Here is a 26,260-nt window from a genome sequence, read left to right on the forward strand (position 1 = left end):
CTCAGGCGGCGCGCTGCTCGCTTCCCTGGATCGCGGCGAGCTTCCAGTCGGCGCCGGGCTTGCGCACGAAGGTCCAGACCTCGATGCTTTCGCTCGGGCGGCGATCGTCGCCGGAAACGACGCGACCGCTGTCGCGTTCGACCATGGCATCGATCGAGGAGTAGCGCATGGCAAGCGTCGCATACTCCTGGCCGTCTTCGCGCCAGGCCTCGGCAATGTCGCCCTGCAGCAGCTTGACGTCGGAGACTCGGTTGCGCACGCCGTTGGTGGCGTTTTCGCCGAGTTCCTCGGCAAGATAAGACATCGCCTCAGGCGTCGTCAGCCGGCGCAACGCGGCGTAATCTTCGGCACCGTAAGCGGTCTGAATGCTGGTCAGCAATTCCTCGAACTGATCGAGATCGGCCTGCGCCAGCCCAATCTCGTCGCTCGGCCGGTGGCCGCGTGAGGACGCCCCTGAACCGGCACCCGAACCGATCGCCGGGATATGGAAGGACGAATTGTTGGCGGGCGACATGTTGTAGGACCGGCTGAAGGAGCCGCTCTGGCCGCCGGCGCCGTAGGAGGGCTGGCGGCGATTGGCGAAATAACGCATGGCGAGCATGACGGCGCCGCCGATCAGCGCGATCTGCAGCAGCATGCCGAGAAAGCCGAAGCCGCCGCCGAAACCGTGACCGAGCAGCATGCCGAGGAGGCCGCCGGCAATCAGGCCGCCGATCATCGAACGGCCGAAGCCGCCGAAGAGACCGGGGCGCTGGGCGCCGAAGGACTGCTGCGCGGTCGCTGGTGCCGTGGTCTGCGGGCGCGGCGTCATCGACCGTTCGATCGGCGCGGCGGGGCCGGGCGCCGTGCTGGTGACAGGCGGAGCCTGGAAGGTGCGGGTACCGCGGCTTCCGAAACCGCTGCTGCCGGCCCGGCGCGCTTCTGCATCGTCAAGGGAAGCAAAAACGGTAGCGCCCGTCAGAGCGGCAATTGCCGCGAACTTGGCAAAACGCGAAATGGCACTCGGCATTCCTGATCTCCTGTCATGCGCAGTCACGGCATGTCGGGAAAGAATATAGGTACTCTTTCCGCCGTTTGAAGTTCTTTTGCCGCTTACTGGCAGACATCGACCCAACTGGCGCCGGTCAGCTCGGCCAGCCGTCCGGTTTCGATGCGCACGGCCGAATTCGTCGAGCCGGCCGCCGGCACGACTTCATCGAAGCGTTTCAGCGAGATATCGCAATAGATGGGTAGCGGCGAGGGCAGGCCGAACGGGCAGACGCCGCCGACCGGATGGCTGGTGACCGCCACGACCTCCTCGGCGTCGAGCATGCGCCCCTTGGCGCCGAACGTGTCCTTGAACTTGCGATTGTCAAGCCTTGCCGTGCCGCCGGCAACGACCAGCATCATCTGCTCGCCGACACGCAGACAGATCGTCTTGGCGATCTGGGCCGGCTCGACGCCATGGGCCTCGGCAGCAAGCGCCACCGTCGAGGAGCTCTCGGCGGTTTCGATGATGTCGATATCGGGTGCGTGCGCACGCAGGAAAGCGCGGACAGATTCAAGGCTCATGGCGACATGCTAGCGCATCGGCCCAAAAATCGGAACCGCTTTTCGGAAGGGACGCGAGGATCGAAAGCGTGGAAGCCTGCTTTGCGCGTCTCGAAAGACATGCAGGTCCGCAGGAGGGCAAGCACGATTTGAAGCGTAAAATGCACTCCCGAAAACCGCCGCTTGCAAGTCTTAAAGACATCGTCATAATAATTTTGCACACGTGCTCAATTTTGTCATTCGGCCGTTACAACAAACCCCTAGAGCGGACATCGTCACGTTTTCGTGGGGTTTCGGAGCGGCCATCATCAGCAGTGCTGACCCGCCAAGAGGCTTCACACTGCTCTTCTAGGGAGACGAAGAAGATGACCATTTTGCCGACACTGAAATCCCTCACCATTGCTGCCACCATCCTGGCCTCGAGCTCTGCAATTGCGCTTGCCAAGGACGTTCACATCAGCGTCTGGGCCGGCGGCACCGGCCCGAACGACGTCTATCGTCTCGACGCCATCGAAATCGCAGCCCAGCAGCTGCAGCGCGAAGCCGCCCTCAAGGGCGAAGACCTGAAAATTACCGTCGAGAAGAAGCCCTATTCCGCCTGGGAAGACTTCAAGCAGGCGCTGACCCTTGCCGCCGAAGCCAAGACCGCCCCGAATATCGTCGTCAGCGGCCATGAAGACATCGCACCCTGGTCGCAGGCCGGACTGATCGTCCCGATCGAGGATTACGTCGATCTCGACTCATGGCCGCTCAGCGACATCTATGAAAACCTGTTGAAGATCGCATCCTACAACGGCACCGTCTACGGCATTCCGCAGGATGCCGAATCCCGCCCGATGTTCTTCTGGAAGCCTTACATGAAGGCGATCGGTTACAGCGATGCCGATCTGGACGCGCTGCCGCAGAGCGTCCAGGACGGCAAGTACACCATGAAGAACCTGCTCGAAGACGCCAAGAAGATGCAGGACAAGGGCCTCGTCCAGCCCGGATACGGTTTCTATCCGCGCACCAGCAACGGCCCCGACTACTGGCAGTTCTACACCTCGTTCGGCGGCACGATGGAAGAAGACGGCAAGCTCGTTTTCGACAAGGCGGCGATGACCCGCACCTATCAGTTCTTCGCAGACGCCGTTAAATCAGGTGTCACCAAGAAGAACCATATCGGTATGCCAGGCGACCAGTGGTGGAAGGAAGTCGCCACCGGCAAGGCCGGCATCTGGGACGGCGGCACCTGGCACTATGCCCGTCTTGTCAACCAGGAAGGCCTGAAGGACTTCTTCGGCAACGTGATCTTCACGCTGATCCCCGCCGGCGAAGGCGGCAAGGCCAACACGCTGACCCATCCGCTTGTCTACCTCTTGACCGCAGGTCACGACCAGGAAGACACCGAGATCGCCGCCCAACTGGTCAAGATCGCCTCCGAGCCGCGCACCAATGCGCTGCATGCGGTCAAATCAGCCCATCTCGGCATCTCCAAATCGGAATCCACCGTCGAATTCTACTCGGCCGACCGCTGGACCCGCGAAGCCACCGAGCGCCTGCTGCCGCATGCCAATGCGATGCCGAACAACTCCGATTTCGGCAAATATTGGAACATCATGTGGAAGAACCTCGAAGCATCGTGGACCGGCGCCAAGACCGTAGACGCTGCGGTCGGTGACGCAGAGAGCGAGCTGAAGAGCACGCTCGGCGACAAGATCGTCATTCGCTGAAACACGCCTCCGGGTGGCGGCAAACCCGCCGCCCGGTCGGTTCCGCGAGGAGGCCTCCCATGAAATCGTCCAGAACGCTCGGACTGATCATGATCACCCCTGCGGCGATCATGATCGTGCTGTTCTTCCTGATGCCGGTGGTTCTGACGGCGGTCTTTTCGATGACCAACATGACGACGGCGACCGGCATTTCCGGCGGCGTCTACCAGATCGCGCCGAACTCCCTGATCGCGCTGAAATCGGCGATGCCCGAGATCGCCACCGAGATGGCCGAACCGCGCTACACCATCGACGAGGCGGGCCTCACGGCCGTCGAGGGTCTCGGGCTTGCGCCGGGGATTGCCGCGGAATTGCGCGCCAAACATGCAGGCGAGGTCTTCCCGGCACGCCGCGATGTCGAGCGGATGATCAAGGATCTTGCCGAGCGGCCTTCGACACGTGAGGTCAAGCAGATCTCCGAACAGTTCAACCGCTCCGTCCTCAACACCCGCTTCGACAGCAAGGAGCAGCTGTTTTCGGCGCTGGACAGTCTGGGGTTCAGGCTGACGCCGGAACAGAAGGAAACCGTCGCCAAGACCACCTATACCGGCTGGACCTGGACGACAGACAATTTCGCACGCATGGCCAGGTCGCCCGATATGGCGCGTGTGCTTTTCAACACCGTGCTCTATGTCGCGCTGGTGCTGACGCTCTTCAACGTCGGTTATGCCCTGCTGCTCGCGATCTGGACGCATTACATGCCGCCGACGCCCGCCTCGATCTTTCGCGGCATCTGGCTCCTGCCGCGCATCACGCCCGTGGTCATCTACGTACTGCTGTGGAAGTGGCTTGCCTGGGACAGCGGCTTCATCTCTGTCCTGATGGGCAAGTTCGGCTACCCCCGAAGAACTACCTGCTCGATACCGCCTATAATGCCTGGTTCTTCGTCGTGCTGATCAACGGCTTCATCGGCGCTTCGATGGGCATGCTGGTGTTCTCCTCGGCGATGAAGGCCATTCCGAAGAGCCAGTTCTACGCAAGCGAGGTGGACGGCGCTTCGCGCTGGCAGCAGATCCGCTATATCATCCTGCCGCAAATGCGCTGGCCGATCCTCTTCGTCACCTGCTACCAGACGCTGTCGCTGCTCGCCTCCTTCAATGAAATCCTGCTCGCCACCAATGGCGGCCCGGGCAACGCCACCGAGGTCTGGGCGCTCTCCGCCTATCACACCGCGCTCAGGAATTATGCCGGCAACCTCGAATACGGGTTGGGCGCGGCCATGGCGCTGGTGCTCGTCGTCATCGGCGTGATGCTGTCGCTCCTTTATCTGCGCGTCTTCAACTACGGCACGCTCGTCGCCAAGCCCCTGATCGAGGACTGACCATGGCCGAACGCTCGCAGCCCTCGGCAAATTATCGCAGCTGGCCCGTCATCACGGCGCTGACGATCGTCAGCCTGCCGCTGCTCCTGATGTATGTTTATCTCTTCCTCGACACCGTGACGGTGAAACAACCGGATGCGTTGCTGCCCTCCGGTTTGACGATCAATCACTGGCGCTTCCTGTGGCAGACGACGGCAGGCAAGGCAAATATCTGGCACGTGACGCTGAATACGCTGCTGTTTTCGGCCTGCACCACCAGCCTGGTGCTCATCGTCTCGTCGATGGCCGGTTACGTGCTGTCGCGGCTGAACGTGCCGGCGCGCGGCTTCTTCCTCGCCGGCGTCATGGTGCTGCACGCCTTCCCGTCGGTGACGCTGATCATCGCCATCTTCATCGTCCTGCAGATGATCGGCCTCTATAATTCGCTGATCGGCGTCATTCTGGTGAAGGCGGCGATCGACCTGCCGCTCGGCATCTGGCTGATGAAGGGTTTTTACGACACGGTGCCCTGGGAAATCGAAATGGCCGGCGTCGTCGACGGCGCCTCGCGTTTCCGCGTCTGGCGCAGCCTCGTGCTGCCGCAGGTCAAGCCCGGCATCATGGCGCTCGGCCTGTTCTCTTTCCTCGCCGGCTGGGGCGAGTTCATCCTGCCGCAGGTGCTGGCGCCGGGCAATCAGGTGCAGGTGCTGTCGGTCTATCTCGCGGGCTTCCTCGCCGACGACAACAATTACGATTTCAATATGTTCAAGGCGGTCGGCCTCTTCTACCTCATCCCGGTGCTGATTGCTTACGCACTCTTCAACAAATATCTCATGAACATCTACGGCGGCGGGAGCAAAGGCTGATGCGCATCCTCCTCGACAATTTCTCGAAGAGCTTCGGCTCCACCAAGGTCATCGAAAACATGCAGCTCGAAGTCGGCGACGGCGAGATGCTGGCGCTGCTCGGCCCTTCCGGCTGCGGCAAATCGACGACGCTTTTTGCGGTCTGCGGCATTCACCGGCCGACCAGCGGGCGCATCCTCTTCGGCGACCGCGACGTCACCGACCTGCCGAGCCAGGCCCGCAATGTCGGCGTCGTCTTCCAGTCCTATGCGCTCTACCCGCACATGACGGTTGCCGAAAACATCGGTTTTCCCCTGAAGGTGAAGGGCGTGCCTGCCGCCGACATCCGCAAGGAGGTCGAGCGCATTTCCGAGCTTGTTCATATCAGCAACCTCATGGAGCGCCGTCCGGCGCAGCTTTCTGGCGGCCAGCAGCAGCGCGTGGCACTGGCGCGCGCGCTGATCCGCAAGCCCGACGTGCTGCTGCTCGACGAACCGCTCGCCAATCTCGACGCCAAGCTGCGCCTCGAAATGCGCTCGGAAATCCGCCGGCTGCAGCGTGAGACCGGAATCACCGCCATCCTCGTCACCCATGACCAGGTGGAAGCGATGAGCATGTGCGACCGCATCGCCATCATGAAGGAAGGCGAGATCGTCCAGATCGCCACGCCGGCCGAAATGTACAATGATCCGAAGACCGCCTTCGTCGCCGGCTTCCTCGGCAACCCTCCCATCACCTTCCTGCGCGGCATCGTCGACAAAGGCGTCTTCGTCATCCCGGAAAGCGAAATCCGCGTGCCGCTGCCGGGATCCATCGGCGCCGCCGAGGGCACCAAGCTGATGCTTGGCGTCCGGCCGGAGCATTTCACGCCTTCAGGCGATACACCGGTGTGCGGCAAGGTCACCTTCGCCGAAACGCAAGGGCGCGAAAACCTTTACGATGTACGTCTTGCCGGCGGTCCGCTGCTGCGCTCGATCCAGCCGGTGCGCAACGATATTCACGTCGGCGACGATGTCCGTTGGGCGATCGACAGCCGTGGCGTCTTCGTCTTCGACGAAAATGGCAGGAGGCTCTGATGAGGCGCGATTTCCAGGCATTTTTCGAGCGTAACGGCTGGCCGTCGGCCAAGGGCCGGCTGCCCTTCTGCATTGGCCATCGCGGCGCAAGCGGCCATGAGCGCGAGAACACGATCGCCGCTTTCCGCCGCGCTGCCGAACTCGGCGCCGAGATGTGGGAACTCGATACGCAGCTGACCCGCGACGGCGTGGTCGTCGTCTCGCATGACGACTATCTCGAGCGCGTCTTCGGCATCGACCGCCGCATTTCGGAAATGACGGCCGCCGAGCTCGCCGCCCTCGACGGCGTCGATGTCCCGAGTTTTTCGGAGGTCGCCGCCCTCGGCCGCGAGACCGGCACCGGTCTCTATGTCGAGCTCAAGGCGCCCGGAACCGGCCTGCTCTGCTGGCGCCATCTTGCCGAGATGAACCAGCGATTTGCCTGCCTCGGCTCCTTCGACACGGCGCAGGTGCGGGAACTCCGCAACGCCGGCTGCGACTTCCCGCTTTCGGTGCTGATCCGCGTCGGCCATGATCCGCATGCACTAGGTGACGAGGCCGGCGCCGATATCCTCCATCTCTGCTGGGAAAGGGCAGGCGAGCGGCCGCAGGATCTGGTGACCGAGGCACTGATGCACCGCGCCTTCGAGGCCGGGCGCGAGATCGTGCTCTGGCACGAGGAACGGCGGAGTATTCTCGACGACATCATGAAGCTTCCGGTTCTCGGCATCTGCACGGATTTGCCCGATCTGATGCGGCCGTCGGCAGAGAGGGAAAAAGCAGTTGGCAGACAGGGATAAGGGACCGCGCAAGGTAACCTCCTTCGACGTGGCGCGTGTGGCCGGTGTTTCGCGCGCCGCCGTGTCGCGCGCCTTCACGCCGGATGCCAGCGTCTCGCCGAAAACGCGTGAGAAGGTCTTCCAAGCCGCCAAGGATCTCGGCTATCGGGTAAACTATCTTGCCAGAAGCCTCACCAACAAACGTTCCGATCTCGTCGGCGTCGTTGCCGCCGGCCTCGACAACCCGTTCCGGACGCTGCAGATCGAGAACCTGGCGAGAGTGCTGATCGCCCGCAATTTCCGCCCCATCCTGCTGCCGACCTCTCAGGAGGCGGATACCTCGACAGTCATCGGCCAGCTGCTGCATTACGCCGTCTCCGGCGTCATCGTCACCTCCGACGCACCGCCGACCGAAATCTGCGAACAATGTGCTGCCGAAGGCGTGCCGATCGTGCTGATCAACAAAGGCAACGATATCCCCTTCGTCGACCGCATCATCTCCGACGATCGCATGGCCGGCTATCTCGCCGCCGCCCATCTGATCGACAGCGGCGCGCGAAAGCTCGCCGTCATGGCCGCACCCGCAATATCCTATACGGCGCGGCGGCGGAGCGAAGCCTTCATCGCGCGGTGCAAGCAGCTTGGCGTCGATGCGCAGCTGCTGCAGGTCAGGATCAACGACTACAAGAGCGGCTATGATGCGGCCGGCGAGCTTGCCGCATCCGGCATCGACGGCTTGTTCTGTGCCAACGACTACATGGCCTGCGGCGTTGTCGACCGGGTCATGCAGGGCCGCAGCCGCGACGATGCGCCGCCGCTCGCCATCATCGGCCATGACGACATCCCCCAGGCGAGCTGGACCGCCTACGACCTCACGACCATCCGCCAACCCTGCGATCTCCAGGCCGAACAAACGGTCGATCTGCTGATGAGCCGGATGGCTGAACCGGACCTGACGGCGCGCGTCGAATTCACGCCGATAACGCTGATAAGAAGAAGGACTGCCTGATGAATCCCGCATTCGATGCCGCCGCCATCCGTGAACGGGCGGAGGTCGCCGTCACAGCCGCCCTCGAGGCCGGACGGGAAGCGGCCCGGTTTCGGCGCGACTCCAATCCCGGCACGCTGACCGTCGAGAACAAGGGATTGCAGGATTTCGTCACCATCGCCGACAGGAACGCCGAACAGGCGCTCCGTGACGGGCTGCTTTCACGCTTTCCGGGCGATATGTTCATGGGCGAGGAAAGCGGCGGGCGATCGGGCGAGGGCGGCACATGGGTCGTCGATCCGATCGACGGCACGACCAACTATATCAGGGGCTTCCGGCATTGGGCCGTCTCGATCGCCTTCGTCGCCGCCGGCAAGGTCGAGATCGGCGTCGTCTACGACGCCACCGAGGACAAGGTCTTTCACGCCGTCCGCGGCGGCGGCGCCTTCAAGGACGGGGTTCCGGTCCATGCGGCGGCGACCGCCGATCCAGCCAATGCGCTTGTCATTCTCGGCCATTCCCGGAAGACGAGCTTCGACGACCATCTCGCGCTCTCGCGGCGGCTCCACGAACGCGGCATGGATTATCGCCGCATGGGCGCGGCCGCGATCGACCTCGTTCGTGTCGCCGAGGGTGCTGCCGATCTCTATTACGAACGCCACCTCAATGCCTGGGACATGCTCGCCGGCGCGCTGATCGCCGAAGAGGCCGGCGCTGTGGTGGCGATGCCGCCGGTCGATAGGCTGCTTGCGCAGGGCGGACCCGTCATCGCCTACTCGCCGGGGCTTGCCGGCGAATTCGCGTTCATTCTCGACATCGAGGGGCTATAGATACACCTCTCCCCAGACGCGATCCGCCCGATTTGTGAGACTGCAAACTTCGCCCGAAAGTTACGGAACGCCCGTTACGCAACAACGCGATTGCGGCCGCTCTTTTTCGCCGCATAAAGATTCTGATCTGCGATCGCCAAAATCTCGTTCGGAGAATTGGTGGATAGAGTACTACCGGCGACACCGATGCTGATCGTCACATGCAGCCCGTTGCAGACCTCGGACCAGTCCCACCGCTCAATGGTCGAACGCAACTTCTCGCAGATATCGGTAGCGCCTCGGGGAGTGCCGGCGAGCAAGACGACGAATTCCTCGCCGCCAAAGCGAATTGCCTGATCGGTAATGCGCAGCTGGCCGCGCAGTATAGTTCCAATGGCACTCAGGACCCGGTCGCCGATCATGTGAGAGAAGTTATCGTTGATCGACTTGAAGTGATCGACATCCAGCATCGCGATCGAATATGGACGTTTCTCAGATGTCAGCGCTTTAAAGCGGCTGTCGAGATATTTGCGATTATAGAGCCCGGTCAGTGCGTCCAGATAGACGGCATTGGCAAGGATATCGGTTTGCTCCTGCAATTTCTGATAGGAGGCCTCCAGCGTTTCTGCGCGCTTCGACTCCGTTTCGGCAACTTCCTTGAACCGTTTGGTTTCATAGTAGATTTCGGCGAGACGTGCGCGCCGCTGGGTACTCTCGGCGCTATTGCGCAAATAGGCCTGGTGGTATTTCTTATGGGCCTCCAGCGCCTGATCGAACTGCCCCAGCCCCTCATAGGCCTGCGACAGATAAAGATAGATCTGCACATAGGAATCGAAACTGCCGCCGGCGTCGATCAGCTCCACCGCCTCGAGAAGCGGCGACAGGGCTTCGGTGAATTTTCCGGAATTGTTGTAGATCTGGCCCAAAGTGTAGAGATATTGCTGCCTGTCCCTGACATAGCTGTTCTCTTGAAACAGCCTATAGCGGCCCATGCATCGGAGCGCCTTGTCATGCTCGCCCAGGTGGCTGTAGAACTCGGCTTGGTTGCCGAGACAGAGGCGAGCGGCCCAGCTGTCGCCGATCTCGATTGCGATGTCGAGCGCTTGTTCGGTCAGTTCCAGCGCTCTGACCAGCATCTGGTGTTCTTCCTCCGGCTGGCCGAGCGCCCGCGCGATATACCCGCCTTCCGAATGAGCGCCGCCGAGATTGATGAGCCACCAGCATTCATAGTTCTTATTTCCGATCGATCTGGCGAGCTCGACGGACCTCTCGCTCATTAAGATGGCCCGATCGGGCTGTTTGTTGCACCAGAAGATAATTCCGATGACGTTAGTGGCCAGGCTTTGTGCTTGCGGGTCCGCGGCTTTGTCGGCCAGATCCAAGGCGCGGGTCGCTTCTTCGATTGCTTCCTCCGGCAAGCCCAGTTCCAAGAGCAGCCATCCGAAATAAGCGCGGGCACAGGATTCCTGTTTGCGCTCCCCGGTCGATTTCCAGAAGTCTACCGCCCGGCGGACATGCGTCAGTCCAAGTTCGGCCTTGCCGATCTGAAAACAATACCAAGCAATGTCGGTGTCGCATTGCGCGGCGAGCCGATCGTCGCCCCGCGCTTTGGCATCCGCAAGAATTTCGCCGGCCAGTGTGAGTGCCTCAACCGATCGGCCCGTACACCCAAAATGCCACGCTTCCTGCAAGCTGGAATTTGCTTGTTGCGCAATTGCTTTAGTATCAACAACTTGCATATCGGGCACCAACAGTTGTCTGCTGGTTATGGATAGCATCAGAAGTTTAAAATGATGCAAATTACGCAAAACATGCGACTAAGTGCATGATGCTGAAAAGTGTGATCAGTTTTTGGACGACATCATGCTCCAACGCTCGCCGGTTAAACCGCCATGCGGCGGCGCCAGGCGCGTTCGGTCGCCGGCGCCTCGTCGGTGGTGATCTGATCCGGCTTCAGGGCCGTCAGCGCCGAAAAGCTTTGCCATTCCTCTTCGCTGAAGCCGGCCTCCCGATCCTTCAGGGTGAAAGTCCAGGCATCGACACGTTTGCCTTCGTCCTGGCAAAGCGCGATCATATCCAGCCCCGCATTGGCGGCATCAAGGATCAGCGGCCAGTGCAGATAGATCGTGTCCGGTTCGGACGGGCCGCGCAGGTCAGCGCGCAGTTCCGTCTCGACCGCCTTCCAGCCGTCGGCCATCCTGATATCGTAGAGTTTGTTGGTCGGATCGATGCCGCGCAGGAGATGGGGAAGCTTCTCCTTGACCGCGACGATGAGGTCGAGACTGTCGCCACTGACGATCACCGAGGCGGCGATATCGCGGAAATGCGTGGCCAGATGCGCGACGCCCCTGGCGCCGATCGCTTCGTAGTCGTCCTTCATGTCGAATTGCAGCAATGCGGCTGGATGCGTCGATTGCATCATGGCAGCCAGATCCTCGCTGAGGATCAGCGGCCGGTCGCCCTCTTGCATCTTGATATCGCTGAGGTCACTGACGCTCTTTTCGGCGACCGGTCCATGTCCTGTCGTCTCGCCTTCGAGTTCCCTGTCGTGCAGCACGACGAACCCACCGTCGGCGCGGACGCGCAGATCGAGCTCCATCGAGGCGCCCGCCGCAAAGCCCTCCGCCATTACTTCGGCGGAAAACAGCGGGTCGGAAAACCGCTTGCGCAATCGGTGCCATTTCAGGCGGGTGCGATGCCCCTCATGTGAAATCTCCAGGCCCTGCGCATCCAGCAATTTCGTCATTTGCACCAAGTCTCCGCGATACCACTCTCCTGCCTTGATGAGCCATGATTATCAAGGGCCGAATACCGCTTTCATCGGCTGTAGGCTGCGGATATTGCCTCCGCAGCGGCTGATATATCCGAGGGATGGCCGGTCTGCCTGAGGGCCGCGCCATACGCCACGACGTTCGAGAGCACCGTCTGGAATGCGGCGCGCGGACCAGTGTGGTTCAGCCGCAAGAGACGGGCCGGCCCAGTTCCGACGCCTTCGGTCAGCTCGACTCCCAACTGCCCGGCGGCTGCGATCAGCGCGGCAGGCGCCAGTGCCTCCGGCACCGGTACCGCCGTCACCAGGTTCGACGCCCTTGCTGCCGGCACCCAGGCCGGGGCTCCGAGTGCGGCAAGTCCCGCCCGTGTCGCCGCTGCCGCAAGCACATGACGGGCGACGATATTCCCCATGCCCTCAGCCTCGACGCGGTCGAGCGCCGTTTCCAGTGCGAAGAATTCCAGCGGCGCCGGCGTTCCCGGCAGGCCGCGTCGCCCGCTGTCGACCCAGGTCTTCAGATCGGCCAACGACAAGATCGAATCGCGCGGTGCACCATCTCTGAGAATCAGATCCCAGGCGCTACGGCTGACCGAGAGCGCGGAGACGCCGGCCGGCCCGCCGAGCGCCTTCTGCGGACCGATCACGGCGATGTCGATGCCGAGGTCGCCGACATCGAGCCCGTGGCCACCGACCGAGGCGACGGCGTCGACGACGGTGACGATGCCACGAGCCCGGGCAAGCGCCAGTATCTCGGGCAGCGGATTGAGAATGCCGCTCGCGGATTCCGCGTGCACAAGAGCGAGCATATCGAACTTCGGACCCGTCTGGAGCGCCTTGGCGACTGCTTCGATCTCGATCGGCAGGCCCGGTTCGGCGACGATATCGGCGACCGCCGCGCCACCCCGTCGCAGCCATTGCCCGAACCAGCCGCCATAGGAGCTGGTGATGATGTTCAGTGCTGTGAGGCCCGGGCGCGCAAGGCTGACCGCCGCCGCCTCCAGCGCCACCACCGCCTCGGCCTGCACCAGCAATATATCGTTGCGGCTGCGCAAGATGCCGCCGATCCTGTCGGCAAGGACGGCGTAGCGCTCCGCGGGATAGGAGGGCACGCCATGCAGGGGATTCCAACCAAGATCGGACATGGATACTTCCTTCAGCAGGGATCGGTCACGAGACGGGGACGGCGGCAACGAGCGCACGGGCAGCCTCGGATTGCGGCGCTGCGACGACCGCCGCGGCCGGACCGGTCTCGACGATCCGCCCGCCATCCATGACGGCGATACGGTGGGAGACGGCCCGGACCACGGCAAGATCGTGCGAAATGAACAGACAGGCAATGCCCTGTTCTTTCTGCAGATCGACCAGGATCTCGAGGATCCTGCCACGCACGGTCACATCGAGCGCCGAGACTGCCTCGTCGAGCACCAGCAACGAGGGCCGTGTCGCAATCGCACGCGCAATCGCCACACGCTGCCGCTGGCCGCCGGAGAGTACCCGCACCGGCCGGGCGGCATGATCTGCGGTAAGGCCGACGCGCTCCAGCAGCTCGACGATCTCGCCCGAGCGCCGGTTTTGTGCGACGCCGTGGATGCGAAGCGGATCGTCGAGCACCGCACCAACGCTCGCCAACGGATTGAAGGCGGCGAGCGAATCCTGAAACACCATCTGCATACGCGCCCGCCGGCGGCGCAACGGCGCGCCATTCAGCGCGAGCCAATCCTCTCCCTCGAAGCGGATCGAACCGGCATCGGCCGAGAGGAGCCGCAGCAGGATGCGCGACAATGTCGATTTTCCGCTGCCGGAAGCGCCGACGAGGCCGAGCGTTTCCCCGGCCGCGATGGTGAGCGACACATTATCGAGAGCGGCAATCCGGCGTCCCGCAGACCAAAAACCTTTCGACAGGTTTTCGATGGAAAGCAGCCTGTCGTTCATGACGGCACCTCCACGATCAGCGGCGGCGTCGCGAGGTCTCGATGGCTGGCGATCAGGGCGGCGGTATAGTCGCTCTTGGGCGCCGAAAGCACCGAACGGACGGGGCCTGCCTCGACCAGCCTCGCATTGCGGAAGACGGCGATGCGGTCGACGAAGCCGGAGGCCAGCGCGATGTCGTGGGTGATGAAGAGCAGCGTCATGCCGTCCTCGCGCACCAGCCCGTCGAGCAGGCGGACGATCTCGGCCTGGACGACAACATCGAGCGCGCTGGTCGCCTCGTCGGCGATCAGCAGCGCAGGTCTAGCGGCAATGGCTGCGGCGATCGCCACGCGCTGGCGCTGGCCGCCGGAGAGCTGATGCGGAAAGGCCCGCATCGCCTTGTCGGGCTGCGGTATCCGTACCCGCTCAAGCAATTCTTCGGCCCTGACATAGGCCTGTTTCCAGCTGAGGCCGAGATGGCGCCTGGCGCCCTCGGCGATCTGCTCGCCGATCGTCAAAACGGGATTGAGGCTGGAGCCCGGATCCTGGAAGACGAAGCCGAAATCGCGGCCTGCGCGGGTCGGATGGCCAAGGCCGGGCCAAAGTATCTCGCCGCGGACTGTCGCTCCCTCCGGCAGCAGACCGGCAATCGCGCGGGCAAGCGTGCTCTTGCCGGAACCGCTTTCGCCGATGATCGCCAGCCTTTCGCCGGCGACGATATCAAGGTCGATATCGTCGAGCGCGGCCGCACCGCTGCTGCCGCGCCCATAGGTGACCGAAAGCTGTCGCAGGCTCAAAAAATCCCGCTCATGCCGCCCTCACGCCGTCATCGCCAAGCGCCTTGCCGAGACCCTCGCTGAAGAGATGGACGCCGAGCACGGTGACGGCGAGTGCCGCACCCGGTATGACCGAGAGATAGGATGCCGAACGCAGCACGCTGCGGCCCTCGGCGATCATCGAACCCCAGGTGGCGATATTGGGATTGCCGAGGCCGAGGAAGGACAGCGCAGCCTCGGTGAGGATCGCACCGGCGACGATGGTGGCCGAAAGCGCCAGCACTGGCGGCAGCGCGTTGGGTAGGATTTCCCGGAAGGCGATCTCGGCCGGATGCATGCCGATTACCCTTGCCGAGGCGACGTAATCCTGCTCGCGGATCGCCAGCACCTGCGCCCTCGTCAGCCGCGCCGGATCGGCCCAGGTGCCGAGTGCGATGGCAAGGACGACAACCGGCGTCGACACGCCGATGGTGCTGACGAAAGCTAAGGCGAGCAGGAAGGCCGGCACGATCTGGAAGGCGTCGACCACTCGCATCAGCGCCTCATCGATGAGCCCGCCGGCAAAACCGGCAGCCAGGCCGACGCAAAGCCCCAGCACCATGGCCGCAAACGCCGCCGCCATGCCGACGGCCAGCGAGGTTCGCGCGCCATAAAGCAGGCCCGCCAGCAAGTCGCGGCCGAGACGGTCGGTGCCGAGCGGAAAGGCGGGATCGGTGAACGGCGCCAGCAGGGCGCGGCCGGCAATTTTCAGCGGATCGCCCGGCGAAATAACCGGAGCGAGCAGCCCGGCCGAAAGCAGGACGAGAAGGATCACAAATCCTGCAGCACCTTCCGGCGTGCGCAGCAGTCGCCGCAGCCAGCTCATGCGCCGCCCTCCGATGCGCCGATGCGCGGGTCGAGTGCGGCATAGACGAGATCGACGAGGAAATTGACCGAGATGACCAAGACGGCGCTGGTGACGATGATGCCCATCAACAACGGCGCGTCGCGGCCGTTGACCGCCTCCTGCGCCAGCCGCCCGAATCCCGGGATCGCAAAGATGCTCTCGATCACCACGCTGCCGCCGAGCATGGCCGCCGATTGCAGCCCGAGCATGGTGACGAGCGGCAGCAGCGCGTTGCGCGCGACATGGCGCAGCACGATCCGGCTGCGCGACAGACCCTTGGCCCGGGCGAAGAGCACGAATTCAAGCTTCCAGGCCTCGGCCATGCCGCTGCGCATCACCCGCAGGAACAAGGCGAGATAGATCAGGGCGAGCGCGCCGACCGGCAGAACCAGATGATCGGCGATATCGAGCGCGCGCGAAAAACCCGTCTTGCCGGAAGCGATCGTCTCGACGCCGGCGATCGGAAACCAGCGCAGCTTCACCGAAAAGGCGATGCTCAGCACCAGGCCGAGCCAGAAGCTCGGAATGGCATAGACGATCAATGAGCCGATCGACAGCAGCCGCTCACGCAGACCGCCCGGCCGCGCTCCGGCAAGGATGCCGAGCGCTGAGCCGAGGCCGAAGGATAGCGCCGTCGCGCTGCCCATCAGCAGCAGCGTATTGGGCAGGCGTTCGGCAATGAGCGCACCGACCGGCCGGCCGAAGGCGACCGACCAGCCGAGATCGAAGCGTGCGAGCGAGGAAAGATAGAGCCAGAGGCGCGCGAACATCGATTGGTCGAGGCCGTAGCTCTCGCGCAGCGACTGCCTAAGTGCGGCATCGCCGCCGCCGATCGAGCCAAGATAGGCGTCGACGGCATCGCCCGAGGCGGATTCAAGCAGGAAAAAGGTGAAGATCACCACGATCAGCAGCACAGGAATGCTGCTGATCGCCCTGCGCCTCAGGAGGATGATTGCACGTCTCACGCCGGACAGGGCCTCTGGAAGAGAATTGCCGCCGATCCTATCACGATTGCAGCGCCGTATCGCCCCAGTTCGAGACAGCCCAACGCGGGTTATCCGCGACGTTGAGCACGCTGTCGCGTGCGACGGTGATGAAACCCCATTCCGCGACGTTGATCAGCGGCAGATCGGCGACGACGAGCTGCTGGAACTTGCGGTACAGATCGGTGCGCGCCGCCGTGTCGACAGTCTCCGAGGCCTGCTTGATGATCTTGTCGAGCTCCGGATTGACGTAGCCGCCCTGATTGGAGAAGGGCACGCCGGCTGGCGTCCCGGACTGGACGAGAATGGTGGTGGAGATCGCCGGATCACCGCGGAAGACCGGCGGACCGACGGCAAGGTCGAAGTCGTGGTCGGTATAAACAGCCTTCTGGTGCGCGGCCGCATCGGCATTGACGATCTCCGCATTGATGCCGATCACGGCGAGCGCCTGGCGAAGGTAATCGCCGAACTGCCGGGTCTCGTTGAAATAGGGCGCGGGGCGAAGCTTCAGCGAAAAGCGGTTGCCGTCAGGCCCTTGGCTGTAACCCGCCTTGTCGAGGATTTCGTTGGCGGCAGCAGGGTCGAACGCATAGGTCGCGACATCGGGTGTATAGAACTCCGGCGCATTCTTCGGCACCGGGCCGGTCGAGGCTGCGGCGTAACCGAGGAAGATCGTGTCGACCACGAATTTCTTGTCGATCGCCTGGGCGATTGCCTGACGGACCCTGAGGTCGGAGAGCTCCTTGCGGCGGTGATTGATCTCGACGACGAGCTGGTAGGTCAATGCCTCGTAGCCCTTCGAAACCACCTTGATCCCGGCGACCTTCGAGATGCGGTCGAGATCGGCGAGCGGCACCGCCGAGAAGGCGGCAAGCTGGATTTCGTCTGCTTCGAGCGCTGCACCCGCCGCTTCGCGATCGGGCAGCACGCGGAAGATGATCTCGTCGAGTTTCGGCTGCTCCTTGTCCCAGTAATTCTCGTTGCGCGTCAGCCGGTAATATTCGCCGGGCTTGTGTTCGGCGAACTTGAACGGCCCGGTGCCGATCAGCGTGTTATTGGCAGGGTTGGTCGCGATGTCGGTGCCGTCGAAAATGTGCTTGGCGACGACGCTGGTGACAACAGGCAGCGCGTTACGGATCAGCTGGAACGGCGTCGGCTTGGAGAAGCGGAAGATGGCGGTGTAATCGTCAGGTGTATCGACGGCTTGAAGATTGGCGAAGACCAGGCGGCCGAGATTCTGCAGCGGCTTCCAGACGTTGAGCGCCGAGAAGGCGACATCGACCGAGGTAAACGGCTTGCCATCATGCCAGGTGACGCCGTCGCGGAGCTTGAAGGTGACGGAGAGGCCATCGGCCGAGCCTTCCCAGGAGGTGGCGAGACGCGGCGAAAGCCCATCCTTGCCGTCGAACGACGCTTCGGCGAGCGGCTCGATCACTTTGCTGGCGACGAAGAAGACGCCGTTCGAGGCGACGATGGCGGGATTGAGGTTCTTCGGCTCGGAATCGGCTGCAACGATCAGCCGGCCGCCGGCGGGCGCGGTCTGCGCGAGCGCCTGCCGGGCGAGCGCCGTCGAGGCAAGGAGCAGGGCGGTGCCCTTCATCAGCGTGCGCCGCGAGATAGATGGTACGGTCATGACCTCTCCTGATCGGTGAAATTCGAGTGCCCATATTCAGGGCGAAATGCAAATTGTCATAGAGGTTAGATTCGAATAGTCGGACTGGGCGAGATATTTTTGTCACCCAGCCATTATTCGCTCAGCCGTTGGCGGCGACACGTGCGGGCGCGTCGAAGAGATTGCGATATGCGGCGCCGGGATGTGGCGCGACGAGCCGCGGCCCTGCTCCCCCGAGCTTTTCGCGCAGCGTTCCTTTGGCGTATTCGGTCTTGTAGACACCGCGCTTTTGCAGTTCCGGTACCAGCAGATCGACCGCGTCCTCGAAACTTTCGGGCGTCACAGCATAGGCAAGATTGAAGCCGTCGACATCGGTGTCTTCGATCCATTCCTGCATCAGATCGGCGACCGTCTGCGGCGAGCCGACGAAAACCGGGCCGAAACCGCCGATGCCGACCCAGTCGGCCATTTCGCGCACCGTCCATTCCTTGGTGGGATCGATGGTGGTGAAGGTTTCGACGGCCGATTGCACCGCATTGGTATGGCGGTGCCGCAGCACCTCGTCCGGCCCGAACTGGCCGAAATCGATGCCGGTCCAGCCGGAGATCAGCGTCAGCGCACCCTCGAAGGAGGCGTATTTGCGGTATTCATTAAACTTCCGCTGTGCCTCCGCATCCGTTTCGCCGAGGATGACGGTCTGCAGGTTGAAGGCAAGGATTTCGCGCGGGTTGCGGCCGACGCGTTCGGCCGCCTCGCGGACATTGGCGACGTAACGCTTCAGCACAGGCTTCGACGGGGATGCGACGAAGATGCACTCGGCATGGGCGCCGGCGAAATCCTTGCCGCGGCTGGAGGCGCCGGCCTGGTAGAGCACTGGCGTACGCTGCGGCGAGGGTTCGCTCAAGTGAATGCCGGGCACGTTGAAATGCTTGCCGGAATGGCGGATCGGGTGGACCTTGTCAGGATGGGTGAAGATACCGCTTTCCCGGTCGCGGACGACGGCGCCGTCCTCCCAGCTTCCCTCCCAGAGCTTGTAGCAGACCTCGAGATATTCCTCGGCAAGATCGTAGCGGTCATCATGCTTCGTCTGCGCCGGCTGGCCGATATTGAGCGCCCCGCTGTTGAGGTAGGAGGTGACGATATTCCAGCCGACACGCCCTTTCGTTAGATGGTCGAGCGTCGATATGCGGCGGGCGAAGGTGTAGGGGTACTCGAAGGAGAGCGACGCCGTCAGGCCGAAGCCGAGGTGCTCGGTCTCGTAGGCCATGGTGGGGATCAGCTGCAGCGGATCATTGACCGGCACCTGCGCCGAATGGCGAAGTGCGGCGTCGACATTGCCGTTCAGCACATCGTAGACGCCGAGCACGTCGGCGATAAACAGTCCATCGAACTTGCCGCGCTCCAGCGTCTTTGCCAGATGCACCCAATAGTCGAGATCCTTGTAGGTCCAGGACTTGTCACGCGGATGGCGCCAGAGCCCCGGCGACTGGTGTCCGACGCAATTCATATCGAAGGCGTTCAGCCTGATTTCGCGGGTCATGTCTTTCTTCCTTGGAATTAGGGATTGCTGCGGCCGAGGCCATAGGTGAGGGCGAGTGCGCCGACGAGCACGGCGCCCTTGACGAAATCCTGGGTGTAGTAGGGAGCGTTCAGCATGGTGAGGCCGTTCAGCAGGACGCCGACGAAGACGGCGCCGGCAATGGTGCCGAGCACGTTGGGACGCCTGAGATTGAAGACCGCGAAACCGATCAACGCGGCAGCAACAGAATCCATCAGCAGCGAACCGCCGGAGGAAATGTCGCCGCGCCCGACGCGGGCGGCGATCACGATGCCGCCGAGCGATGCCAGCGTGCCCGATAGGACATAGGCGAGCGTCTTCAGCCGCACCGTCGAAGCGCCGGCAAGCCGGGTCGCGACCTCGTTGCCGCCGGTCGCAAACAACAGCCGACCGATGCGGGTGCGTTCGGTGAGGATGAAGAGTGCGATGGCGACCACCGCCATCAGCACCACGGAAACGGGCAGGGTGCCGAGGATGCTGTAGCGGCCGATCAGCAGGAAGGCCGGATCGTAGGCGCCGGTCGCCTTCGACCCGTCGGGTAGAGTGAGGCCGGCCGAAATCGACCGGCCGGCGGTCGGGATCAACTGCAGGCCGGAAAGCAGAAACATCATCGCCAGCGTCGCCAAGAGATCCGGCACCTTCAGGCGGACGATGAGGAAGGCGTTGACGAGACCGACCAGAGCGCCAAAGGCGAGCACCAGCGGCACCGTCGCATAGGCATCAAGGCCCCAGACGATCATCGCATAGCTGGCCGCCATCACGCTGGATGCGGCGACCGCGCCGATCGACAGGTCGAAACCGCCGACGGCCAGCGTGACCGTGACGCCGGCGCCGAGAATGGCGACGACGGAAACCGCCTGCAGGATGCTCATCAGATTGGCGATATTGATGAAAGCGGGCTGGGCGAAGGTGAAACCGACGACGAGCAGTGCCAGCAGGATGAACACCGCGCCCGCCCGCAGGAACGCCCCGAGGGCGGCGAGACGGCCGTTATCGGCTTGCGGCGATGCCTTCGGCCGGACGCTTGCCTGTGGAAGTGTGTCGTCGTCGATCGTCGTCATGCGGATATTCCCTGGATGGCAGAGGCAAGAGCGGCCCCGTCTGCCGCGGGCCTCAACACGTGGCGGTCGATGACGAGGAAGCGGTCGGCCACCTCATAGGCCTCCTCCGGGTCGGAGGTCGCAATCAGCGTCGCCCGGTCGGTGCGGGCCCGGATTGCCCGGATGATGTCGTGACGGGCACCGACATCGACGCCCTGGAAGGGTTCGTCGAGCAACAGAAGCCGGCTCGGTTCGGCCTCCCAGCGAGCGATCACCGCCTTCTGCTGGTTGCCACCGGACAGCGACCAGACCGAGGCGAGCGGACCCGCGGCCTTGATGCCGAGACGCGCGATTGCCTGTTCGGCCTCGCGTCGTTCACGGCCGCCGACAAGGAAGCCGCTCGGATACCATTTGCCAAGGTGCGGCAGGCTGATCGTCGCCGACAGCGAATGGCCCGGCCATGCCGGCGGCATCAGCGAGGAGCGATGACGGTCTTCGGCGGCCATGGCGACACCCGCCGCGATTGCATCAACCGGGCCTTTCGGCCGGTACGGCCGGCCATCGAGGAACATTGTGCCGCCGGCAAGCGCCGTCACGCCGAAGATCGCCTGGAGCAGCCGGCTCTTGCCGGCGCCGAGCACACCGGTCACCGCCACCACCTCACCCTCATGTAATGACAGATTGAAGGAGGTGGCCCCAGAGAGCAGTCTAATATCGCGCATCTCGAAAATCGCCGGACCGGTCGCAGGCCGCGCATCCGGCCGAGCCGCCTCCAGTCTGCGGCCGATCATCGTCTCGATGGCGCTCGAAAAATCCATCGGCCGCGAGAAAGTGCCGACGACGCGGCCGCCGCGCATGACGAGCGCGCGGTCGGCGATGGCTTCGAGATCGGCGGTACGATGCGAGATATAAAGGATCGCCAGTCCGCGCTTGCGAAGCCTAAGCAGAATATCGAAGAGGCGCCGGCTTTCCTCTCCGGAAAGGCATGCCGTCGGCTCGTCGAGAATGAGAAGATCGGCGTGGTTGGCAAGCGCCCGGGCGATCGCCACCAGCTGCCGATCGGCGCTGGTGAGTTCACCGAAATCACGGTCCAGCGGCAGACTGAAGCCGGCGGCATCGAGCATGGACTGCGCGGCACGGCGGATGCCGACACGCGAGACGAAGAAGGGCGTGCTGCGATCGGCGAACCGGTTGAGCAGCAGGGCATCGGCAACCGTCAGGCCGGCGGCACCGACGAGATCCGTCGACTGATGCACGGTGACGACGCCGGCCTTTGCCGCTTCGGCCGGACTGCGCGGCGCAAACGGACGACCATCCAGATTGATCGCGCCGCTATCGGCCGGAAGCACGCCGGAAAGAATCTTGACCAGCGTCGATTTGCCCGCACCGTTTGCACCCATCAGCGCCACGATCTCACCGCGCTCTATCGAAAGATCGGCACCGGCAAGCGCCCGCGTCGACCCGAAACTGCGGGTGATATTTTCAATGTGAAGAAGCGGCATCGATAGTGTCCGGGACTGCATTCGAAGCCGGAGTGTGCCCCGTCCGGGCGGTCGAACTCCAGGCACGGCTTTCCCCGGCGAGCGGCGCTCGGGGAACAAAGAATCTCCCGCAGCCGGTAAAATCGGATCATTTACTCTACTAAATACATAGAGATTATATCTAATAATTCAACACGTCGCGAGGGCTTCCAGACCTGTCAGACGACGCCTCCGATTTGCTAGAAGGAACGCGACGATGAAATCCCTCGCACGGCTCGCACTGTCTGCCGCCGTCATTCCGTTCATTTTCATTCAAGGCGCAAAGGCCGACGGCCTGTCCGGCGCCCCGGCCCCCTTCGACAAGGGCGGCGTCAAGGTCGCGCTGATCAGCTACATCTCGGCCGGCGACTTCTTCCAGGCCTATCAGGCGGGCGCTGAAGCCCAGGCCAAGGCGCTGGATATCGACCTGCGCATCTTCCCGGGACGGCAGGATGCCGCAGAACAGCGCGAACAGATCCTCCAGGCGATCAATCTCGGCGTCTCCGGCATCGTCATCGACCACGGCCTGCCGGAATCGCTGGGCGACGTCGTGCAGCAGGCGCTCGACAAGGGCATCAAGGTCGTGGCCTTCGACGTCAACCTCAACAATCCCAAAATCCCGCAGGTGGAGCAGAGCGACCACGAGCTTGCCTCGCTGGCACTCGAGCAGGTGGTGAAGGACAACGGCAACAGCTTCAACGCCGGTTATGTCTATGTCGCCGGCTTTGCGCCGCTCGACCGCCGCAACGAGGTCTGGGACAAGTTCAAGTCGGACAATTCAGGCGTGGTCGAAAAGGCCCGCTTCGGCAATGTCAGCGACACGACCGCGACCTCGACCGCCGACCAGGCGAAGGCCGCGCTCACCGCCAATCCGGATATATCCGTGGTCTTTGCCCCCTATGACGAATTCGCCCGCGGCGTGAAGCTTGCCGCCAACGACCTCGGCATAGCAAACAAGCTCAAGATCTATTCGGCCGACGTCTCGACGGCCGATATCCAGGAAATCACCGAGGAAGGCAGCCCTTGGGTTGCGACCGTCGCGACCAATCCTGCCGTCGTCGGCGCCGTCTCCATTCGCGCCGCCGCCCTCGAAATCGCCGGGCAGACGGTTCCTCACCAAATCACCGTGAAGCCGACGCTTCTGACGCAGGAAAGCCTGCGCGCAGCCGGCGTCAAGACGGTCGAGGAACTGGCCGAAAAGATCCCGGCCTTCAGCACGAGCGATGCGGCGACCGCCAGCTGGATCCCGGACAAGCTGTTCTGAGACCACGCACTTCGATCCTTCCGGCGGAAGCCTCTGCGGCTTCCGCCGGATCATCTTTTGGAGAATTGGAGTTCCGCCCATGAGCCAATCCAATGTCATCTTCGCGGCCAGCCGCAACCCGACGCGCGAAGACCTCTTTGCCCGTGCCGAGGAGATTTCTGCCGACCTGTCGCGGCGCGCCGCAGACCTCGACCGCGAAGGCCGCACGCCGCTTGGCGAAATCGTCAAATTGAAGAATGCCGGGCTGCTCAATGCGCTGCACCCCCGCGAAATCGGCGGCGGCGGCCTTGATTGGGTCGACGGGCTGAAGCTGGTGCGCATTCTCTCCCGCGGCGAAAGCTCGATCGGCCAGTTGCTCGGCTACCACTATGTCAACAGCCAGTATATCTACTGGGCGCTCGATCCGGCACGCGCCCATGCGCTGGGCAGCGAGACGGTAGCGAAGAACCTTTATTGGGGTGCCGCCGTCAACCCGCGCGATCCCGGGCTGGTGCTGACGAGGCGCGGCAACGGTTATGTGCTGAACGGGCGCAAGTCCTTCTCCACGGCGGCGCGGGTTTCCGATTACATCAATGCCAATGCGGCGCTCGACGACAAGATCGCCGGCTTCGCCGTGCCGACCAATCGTCCAGGCTACGTCGCCAACGACGACTGGGACAATATTGGCCAGCGCCTGTCGGACAGCGGCAGCGTCGAGTTCCGCGACTTTCCCGTCTACGAGGAGGATTTCGTCGACGCGCCGGCTGCACCCGATGTGGCGCCGCCGGTGCTGTCGACCTTCAATACGCCGTTCATCCAACTGGTCTTCGTCAATTTCTATCTCGGCACCGCGGAGGGCGCGCTGCAGGCGGCCGTCGATTACGTCCGCAACACGACCCGGCCATGGATCACCTCGGGTGTCGAGCGGGCGGCGGATGATCCTTATATCCTCGAACGCGTCGGCGAATTCACCGCCGCGCTGAAGGCATCGGCGGCCCTTGCCGACAGTGCGGCAGCCGCCGTGCAGGCGGGCCTTGCCCGCGGCCGCGATGTGACGGCGCGCGAGCGTGGCGAAGCGGCGGCGGAAGCCTATGCCGCCAAAGTCCACGCCACTCATGTTTCGCTCGACATCACCTCGCGCGTCTTCGAGCTGACGGGCGCACGCTCAACGGCCGACAAATACCGTTTCGACCGGTTCTGGCGCAATGTCCGCACCCATACGCTGCACGATCCCGTCTTCTACAAGGCGAAGGAAGTCGGTGAATTCGCGCTGAACGACAAGATACCGGAGGTCAGCCTCTATAGCTGAGGCGGTCATCTTTCATCGAAAGCAAAAACCCCACTGCCGGCACCGGCGGTGGGGTTTTCGGTTGAAAGAGGGGAAGATTTCAGAGCGCGCCGTTCTTCGGTGGCGTTACGCCGTTCAAATGGTAGTTGCCGACGACGTGATATTTCCACCGCACGGGATCGTGCAGCGTATGGGTGCGGGCATTGCGCCAGTGGCGGTCGAGGTTGAGGCCTGTCTGTACCGACGAGGTTCCGGCAAGCTCGAAAAGCGTGTTCGAGGCCTCAAGCGCCACTTCGGTCGTCAGCACCTTCGCCGCAGCGACTGCCAGCGTTGCCTCGATCACTTTTTGCTCCGTCGTCTCGATCTGCGCGGCATCGACCTTGTGGCCGGCGCGCTCGACAAGAGCGGTTGCCGCTTCGAGCCGGATGGCGATCTGGCCGACCCTAGCGATCGTCAGCGGATCGTCGGAAGCCCGGTCGAGGCCGCTATCCATCCAGGGGCGCGATTTCGTCCTGACGAAATCAAGCGTTTCGGCGAAGGCAGCCCTGGCGATGCCGAGATCGACGCCGGCATGGATGATCTGGCCGACGGAGCCGATCGTCGTCGGCCGCTCGAAACCCTTGTGATGGAAGACGACGGAATCGGCGCTGACATAGACATTGTCGAGGATCGTCGTGCCGCTGCCGGTGGTGCGCTGGCCGAAACCGTCCCAATCGTCGACGATCTCGACACCTTCGGTGCCCTTCGGCACGAAGGCCATGGTCAGCCGCTCCTCCGGATCGAGGGCGAAGACAGTGATCCAGTCGGCGAAGAGCACGCCTGTGGAATAGAACTTGCGGCCGTTGATCCGGTAACCCGGACCGTCGCGGGTGATGCGCGTATTGTAGTGGCCGACCGTCTTGGTGCCGCGCTCGGATAGCGCGTTGCCGAAACGATCGCCGGCCAGCACGCGACCAAAGAAATAGCGCTGCTGCTCCTCGCCGCCGTCGGTTCTGAGCGCCTCGAGGATATAGAAATGGTTCTGCGGGATCTGGCCGATCGAACCATCCGCCTCAGACAGGATCGCCGTGATCTCGGCAAGCACGGCGTTGGAGACGTCGAGCCCGCCATATTGCGCCGGCACGGTGATCGCCAGAAGGCCGGACTGGGCGAGAAGATCCAGTTCGCTAAACGGCAGGATCCGGTCGGCGTCGCGCTCGGCTGCGCGTGCGGCAAATTGCGCCGCCAGTCTGCGGGCGGTGGCGATCGCCTCATCATCGCTGCCGATACGGTCGGCCAGGGGCCGGATCTGATCTGCTTGCCTCAGCACGGTGTTCATCGATGTCTCCAATTCTGACGAGCCTATCGGTGAAAGAAATTAAGCGTCGAGATAAGAGCACAAATTCTATAGATGCGATAGAAAATGAAAAGTGTTTGCTCATCGGGCTTGGATCGCCGCGATTAGTGTTGCGGTCGGACACTCGTGCGACGACATCGCCTGGGAAGCGATAAAATTCCTGCCCAGAACCGGCGTTCCCGGTCTCGATTTGACGACGGCGACCTCCTACGTAACCGATGTCAGGTGCGTCACCGCGCCGGTTGCAGAAAGAACGCCCAATGCGGGGCAGGGCGGCCGC

At 63.1% G+C, this 26,260-nt stretch carries 22 protein-coding genes and 1 pseudogene; 9 read left to right on the forward strand and 14 right to left on the reverse strand.

What is annotated here, in order from left to right; translation table 11 throughout:
- Position 1: 1 nt before the first annotated feature.
- Together MF410_RS23555 and MF410_RS23560 are read right to left on the reverse strand one after the other, a co-directional pair.
- On the reverse strand, positions 2 to 1,009 hold the full coding sequence (locus MF410_RS23555; RefSeq protein WP_097627880.1) for a Tim44 domain-containing protein: 1,008 nt from the start codon (positions 1,007 to 1,009) through the stop codon (positions 2 to 4).
- Between the two features lie 83 nt (positions 1,010 to 1,092).
- The gene (locus MF410_RS23560) at positions 1,093 to 1,551 is read right to left on the reverse strand and encodes a YbaK/EbsC family protein (RefSeq protein WP_054184262.1); all 459 of its coding nucleotides are present in this window, start codon (positions 1,549 to 1,551) and stop codon (positions 1,093 to 1,095) included.
- A 344-nt stretch (positions 1,552 to 1,895) separates the two neighbouring features.
- Here MF410_RS23560 and MF410_RS23565 point away from each other — a divergent pair, with 344 nt between their 5' ends.
- The 7 genes and pseudogenes from MF410_RS23565 (at position 1,896) to MF410_RS23595 (ending at position 9,078) form a co-directional block, all read left to right on the forward strand.
- On the forward strand, positions 1,896 to 3,242 hold the full coding sequence (locus tag MF410_RS23565) for an extracellular solute-binding protein (RefSeq protein ID WP_097627881.1): 1,347 nt from the start codon (positions 1,896 to 1,898) through the stop codon (positions 3,240 to 3,242).
- A gap of 59 nt (positions 3,243 to 3,301) precedes the next feature.
- A pseudogene (locus MF410_RS23570) lies at positions 3,302 to 4,602 on the forward strand (sugar ABC transporter permease).
- A 2-nt stretch (positions 4,603 to 4,604) separates the two neighbouring features.
- Positions 4,605 to 5,447, forward strand: a complete 843-nt coding sequence (locus MF410_RS23575) for a carbohydrate ABC transporter permease (RefSeq protein WP_003595691.1) — start codon at positions 4,605 to 4,607, stop codon at positions 5,445 to 5,447.
- Positions 5,447 to 6,502, forward strand: coding sequence for an ABC transporter ATP-binding protein (locus MF410_RS23580; protein WP_097627883.1), 1,056 nt, complete (start codon positions 5,447 to 5,449; stop codon positions 6,500 to 6,502). Before MF410_RS23575 ends, MF410_RS23580 begins: the two co-directional genes overlap by 1 nt.
- Positions 6,502 to 7,281: a glycerophosphodiester phosphodiesterase gene (locus MF410_RS23585; RefSeq protein ID WP_097627884.1), complete on the forward strand. Its 780-nt coding sequence runs from the start codon at positions 6,502 to 6,504 to the stop codon at positions 7,279 to 7,281. Before MF410_RS23580 ends, MF410_RS23585 begins: the two co-directional genes overlap by 1 nt.
- Positions 7,265 to 8,269, forward strand: a complete 1,005-nt coding sequence (locus MF410_RS23590) for a LacI family DNA-binding transcriptional regulator (protein WP_097627885.1) — start codon at positions 7,265 to 7,267, stop codon at positions 8,267 to 8,269. The genes MF410_RS23585 and MF410_RS23590 overlap by 17 nt, the downstream gene beginning before the upstream one ends.
- The gene (locus MF410_RS23595; protein WP_097627886.1) at positions 8,269 to 9,078 is read left to right on the forward strand and encodes an inositol monophosphatase family protein; all 810 of its coding nucleotides are present in this window, start codon (positions 8,269 to 8,271) and stop codon (positions 9,076 to 9,078) included. The genes MF410_RS23590 and MF410_RS23595 overlap by 1 nt, the downstream gene beginning before the upstream one ends.
- 74 nt (positions 9,079 to 9,152) lie before the next feature.
- Here the strand turns inward: MF410_RS23595 and MF410_RS23600 are convergent, their stop codons facing one another.
- The 11 genes from MF410_RS23600 to MF410_RS23650 all read right to left on the reverse strand — a co-directional run bounded on the left by MF410_RS23600 (position 9,153) and on the right by MF410_RS23650 (position 22,095).
- A complete protein-coding gene (locus MF410_RS23600) occupies positions 9,153 to 10,811 on the reverse strand; it encodes a GGDEF domain-containing protein (protein ID WP_097627964.1) in 1,659 nt (552 codons plus the stop codon).
- 128 nt (positions 10,812 to 10,939) lie between these two features.
- On the reverse strand, positions 10,940 to 11,803 hold the full coding sequence (locus MF410_RS23605; protein ID WP_179867144.1) for a glycerophosphodiester phosphodiesterase family protein: 864 nt from the start codon (positions 11,801 to 11,803) through the stop codon (positions 10,940 to 10,942).
- 71 nt (positions 11,804 to 11,874) lie between these two features.
- Entirely contained in the window at positions 11,875 to 12,969 is a 1,095-nt protein-coding gene (locus MF410_RS23610) for an aminotransferase class V-fold PLP-dependent enzyme (RefSeq protein WP_097627888.1), read from the reverse strand.
- Positions 12,970 to 12,994: 25 nt separating this feature from the next.
- Complete coding sequence (locus MF410_RS23615) at positions 12,995 to 13,759, reverse strand: dipeptide/oligopeptide/nickel ABC transporter ATP-binding protein (RefSeq protein WP_239620479.1); 765 nt, start codon at positions 13,757 to 13,759, stop codon at positions 12,995 to 12,997.
- Positions 13,756 to 14,535, reverse strand: coding sequence for an ABC transporter ATP-binding protein (locus MF410_RS23620; protein ID WP_239620480.1), 780 nt, complete (start codon positions 14,533 to 14,535; stop codon positions 13,756 to 13,758). Before MF410_RS23620 ends, MF410_RS23615 begins: the two co-directional genes overlap by 4 nt.
- Positions 14,536 to 14,545: 10 nt before the next feature.
- A complete protein-coding gene (locus tag MF410_RS23625) occupies positions 14,546 to 15,379 on the reverse strand; it encodes an ABC transporter permease (protein WP_097627891.1) in 834 nt (277 codons plus the stop codon).
- Positions 15,376 to 16,365, reverse strand: a complete 990-nt coding sequence (locus MF410_RS23630; RefSeq protein WP_097627892.1) for an ABC transporter permease — start codon at positions 16,363 to 16,365, stop codon at positions 15,376 to 15,378. Before MF410_RS23630 ends, MF410_RS23625 begins: the two co-directional genes overlap by 4 nt.
- A 40-nt stretch (positions 16,366 to 16,405) precedes the next feature.
- The gene (locus MF410_RS23635; protein WP_097627893.1) at positions 16,406 to 18,016 is read right to left on the reverse strand and encodes an ABC transporter substrate-binding protein; all 1,611 of its coding nucleotides are present in this window, start codon (positions 18,014 to 18,016) and stop codon (positions 16,406 to 16,408) included.
- A 121-nt stretch (positions 18,017 to 18,137) separates the two neighbouring features.
- Positions 18,138 to 19,535 (reverse strand): LLM class flavin-dependent oxidoreductase, encoded by a 1,398-nt coding sequence (locus MF410_RS23640; protein WP_097627894.1) that lies wholly within the window; start codon positions 19,533 to 19,535, stop codon positions 18,138 to 18,140.
- 17 nt (positions 19,536 to 19,552) lie between these two features.
- Positions 19,553 to 20,614 carry an ABC transporter permease gene (locus MF410_RS23645; protein ID WP_097627895.1) on the reverse strand — a complete coding sequence of 354 codons (1,062 nt, stop codon included), beginning with the start codon at positions 20,612 to 20,614 and terminating at the stop codon, positions 19,553 to 19,555.
- On the reverse strand, positions 20,611 to 22,095 hold the full coding sequence (locus MF410_RS23650) for a sugar ABC transporter ATP-binding protein (protein WP_097627896.1): 1,485 nt from the start codon (positions 22,093 to 22,095) through the stop codon (positions 20,611 to 20,613). The genes MF410_RS23645 and MF410_RS23650 overlap by 4 nt, the downstream gene beginning before the upstream one ends.
- A 235-nt stretch (positions 22,096 to 22,330) precedes the next feature.
- On the opposite strand from MF410_RS23650, the gene MF410_RS23655 reads away from it, so the two are divergent.
- Together MF410_RS23655 and MF410_RS23660 are read left to right on the forward strand one after the other, a co-directional pair.
- Positions 22,331 to 23,377, forward strand: a complete 1,047-nt coding sequence (locus MF410_RS23655; protein ID WP_097627897.1) for a substrate-binding domain-containing protein — start codon at positions 22,331 to 22,333, stop codon at positions 23,375 to 23,377.
- A gap of 79 nt (positions 23,378 to 23,456) precedes the next feature.
- Positions 23,457 to 24,665 carry an acyl-CoA dehydrogenase family protein gene (locus MF410_RS23660; RefSeq protein WP_097627898.1) on the forward strand — a complete coding sequence of 403 codons (1,209 nt, stop codon included), beginning with the start codon at positions 23,457 to 23,459 and terminating at the stop codon, positions 24,663 to 24,665.
- A 79-nt stretch (positions 24,666 to 24,744) separates the two neighbouring features.
- Here MF410_RS23660 and MF410_RS23665 read toward each other — a convergent pair whose 3' ends face one another.
- A complete protein-coding gene (locus MF410_RS23665) occupies positions 24,745 to 25,962 on the reverse strand; it encodes an SfnB family sulfur acquisition oxidoreductase (protein WP_097627899.1) in 1,218 nt (405 codons plus the stop codon).
- Positions 25,963 to 26,260 lie beyond the last annotated feature (298 nt).

The organism is Rhizobium sp. C104, assembly GCF_022354505.1.
Classification (GTDB): Bacteria; Pseudomonadota; Alphaproteobacteria; order Rhizobiales; family Rhizobiaceae; genus Rhizobium; species Rhizobium redzepovicii.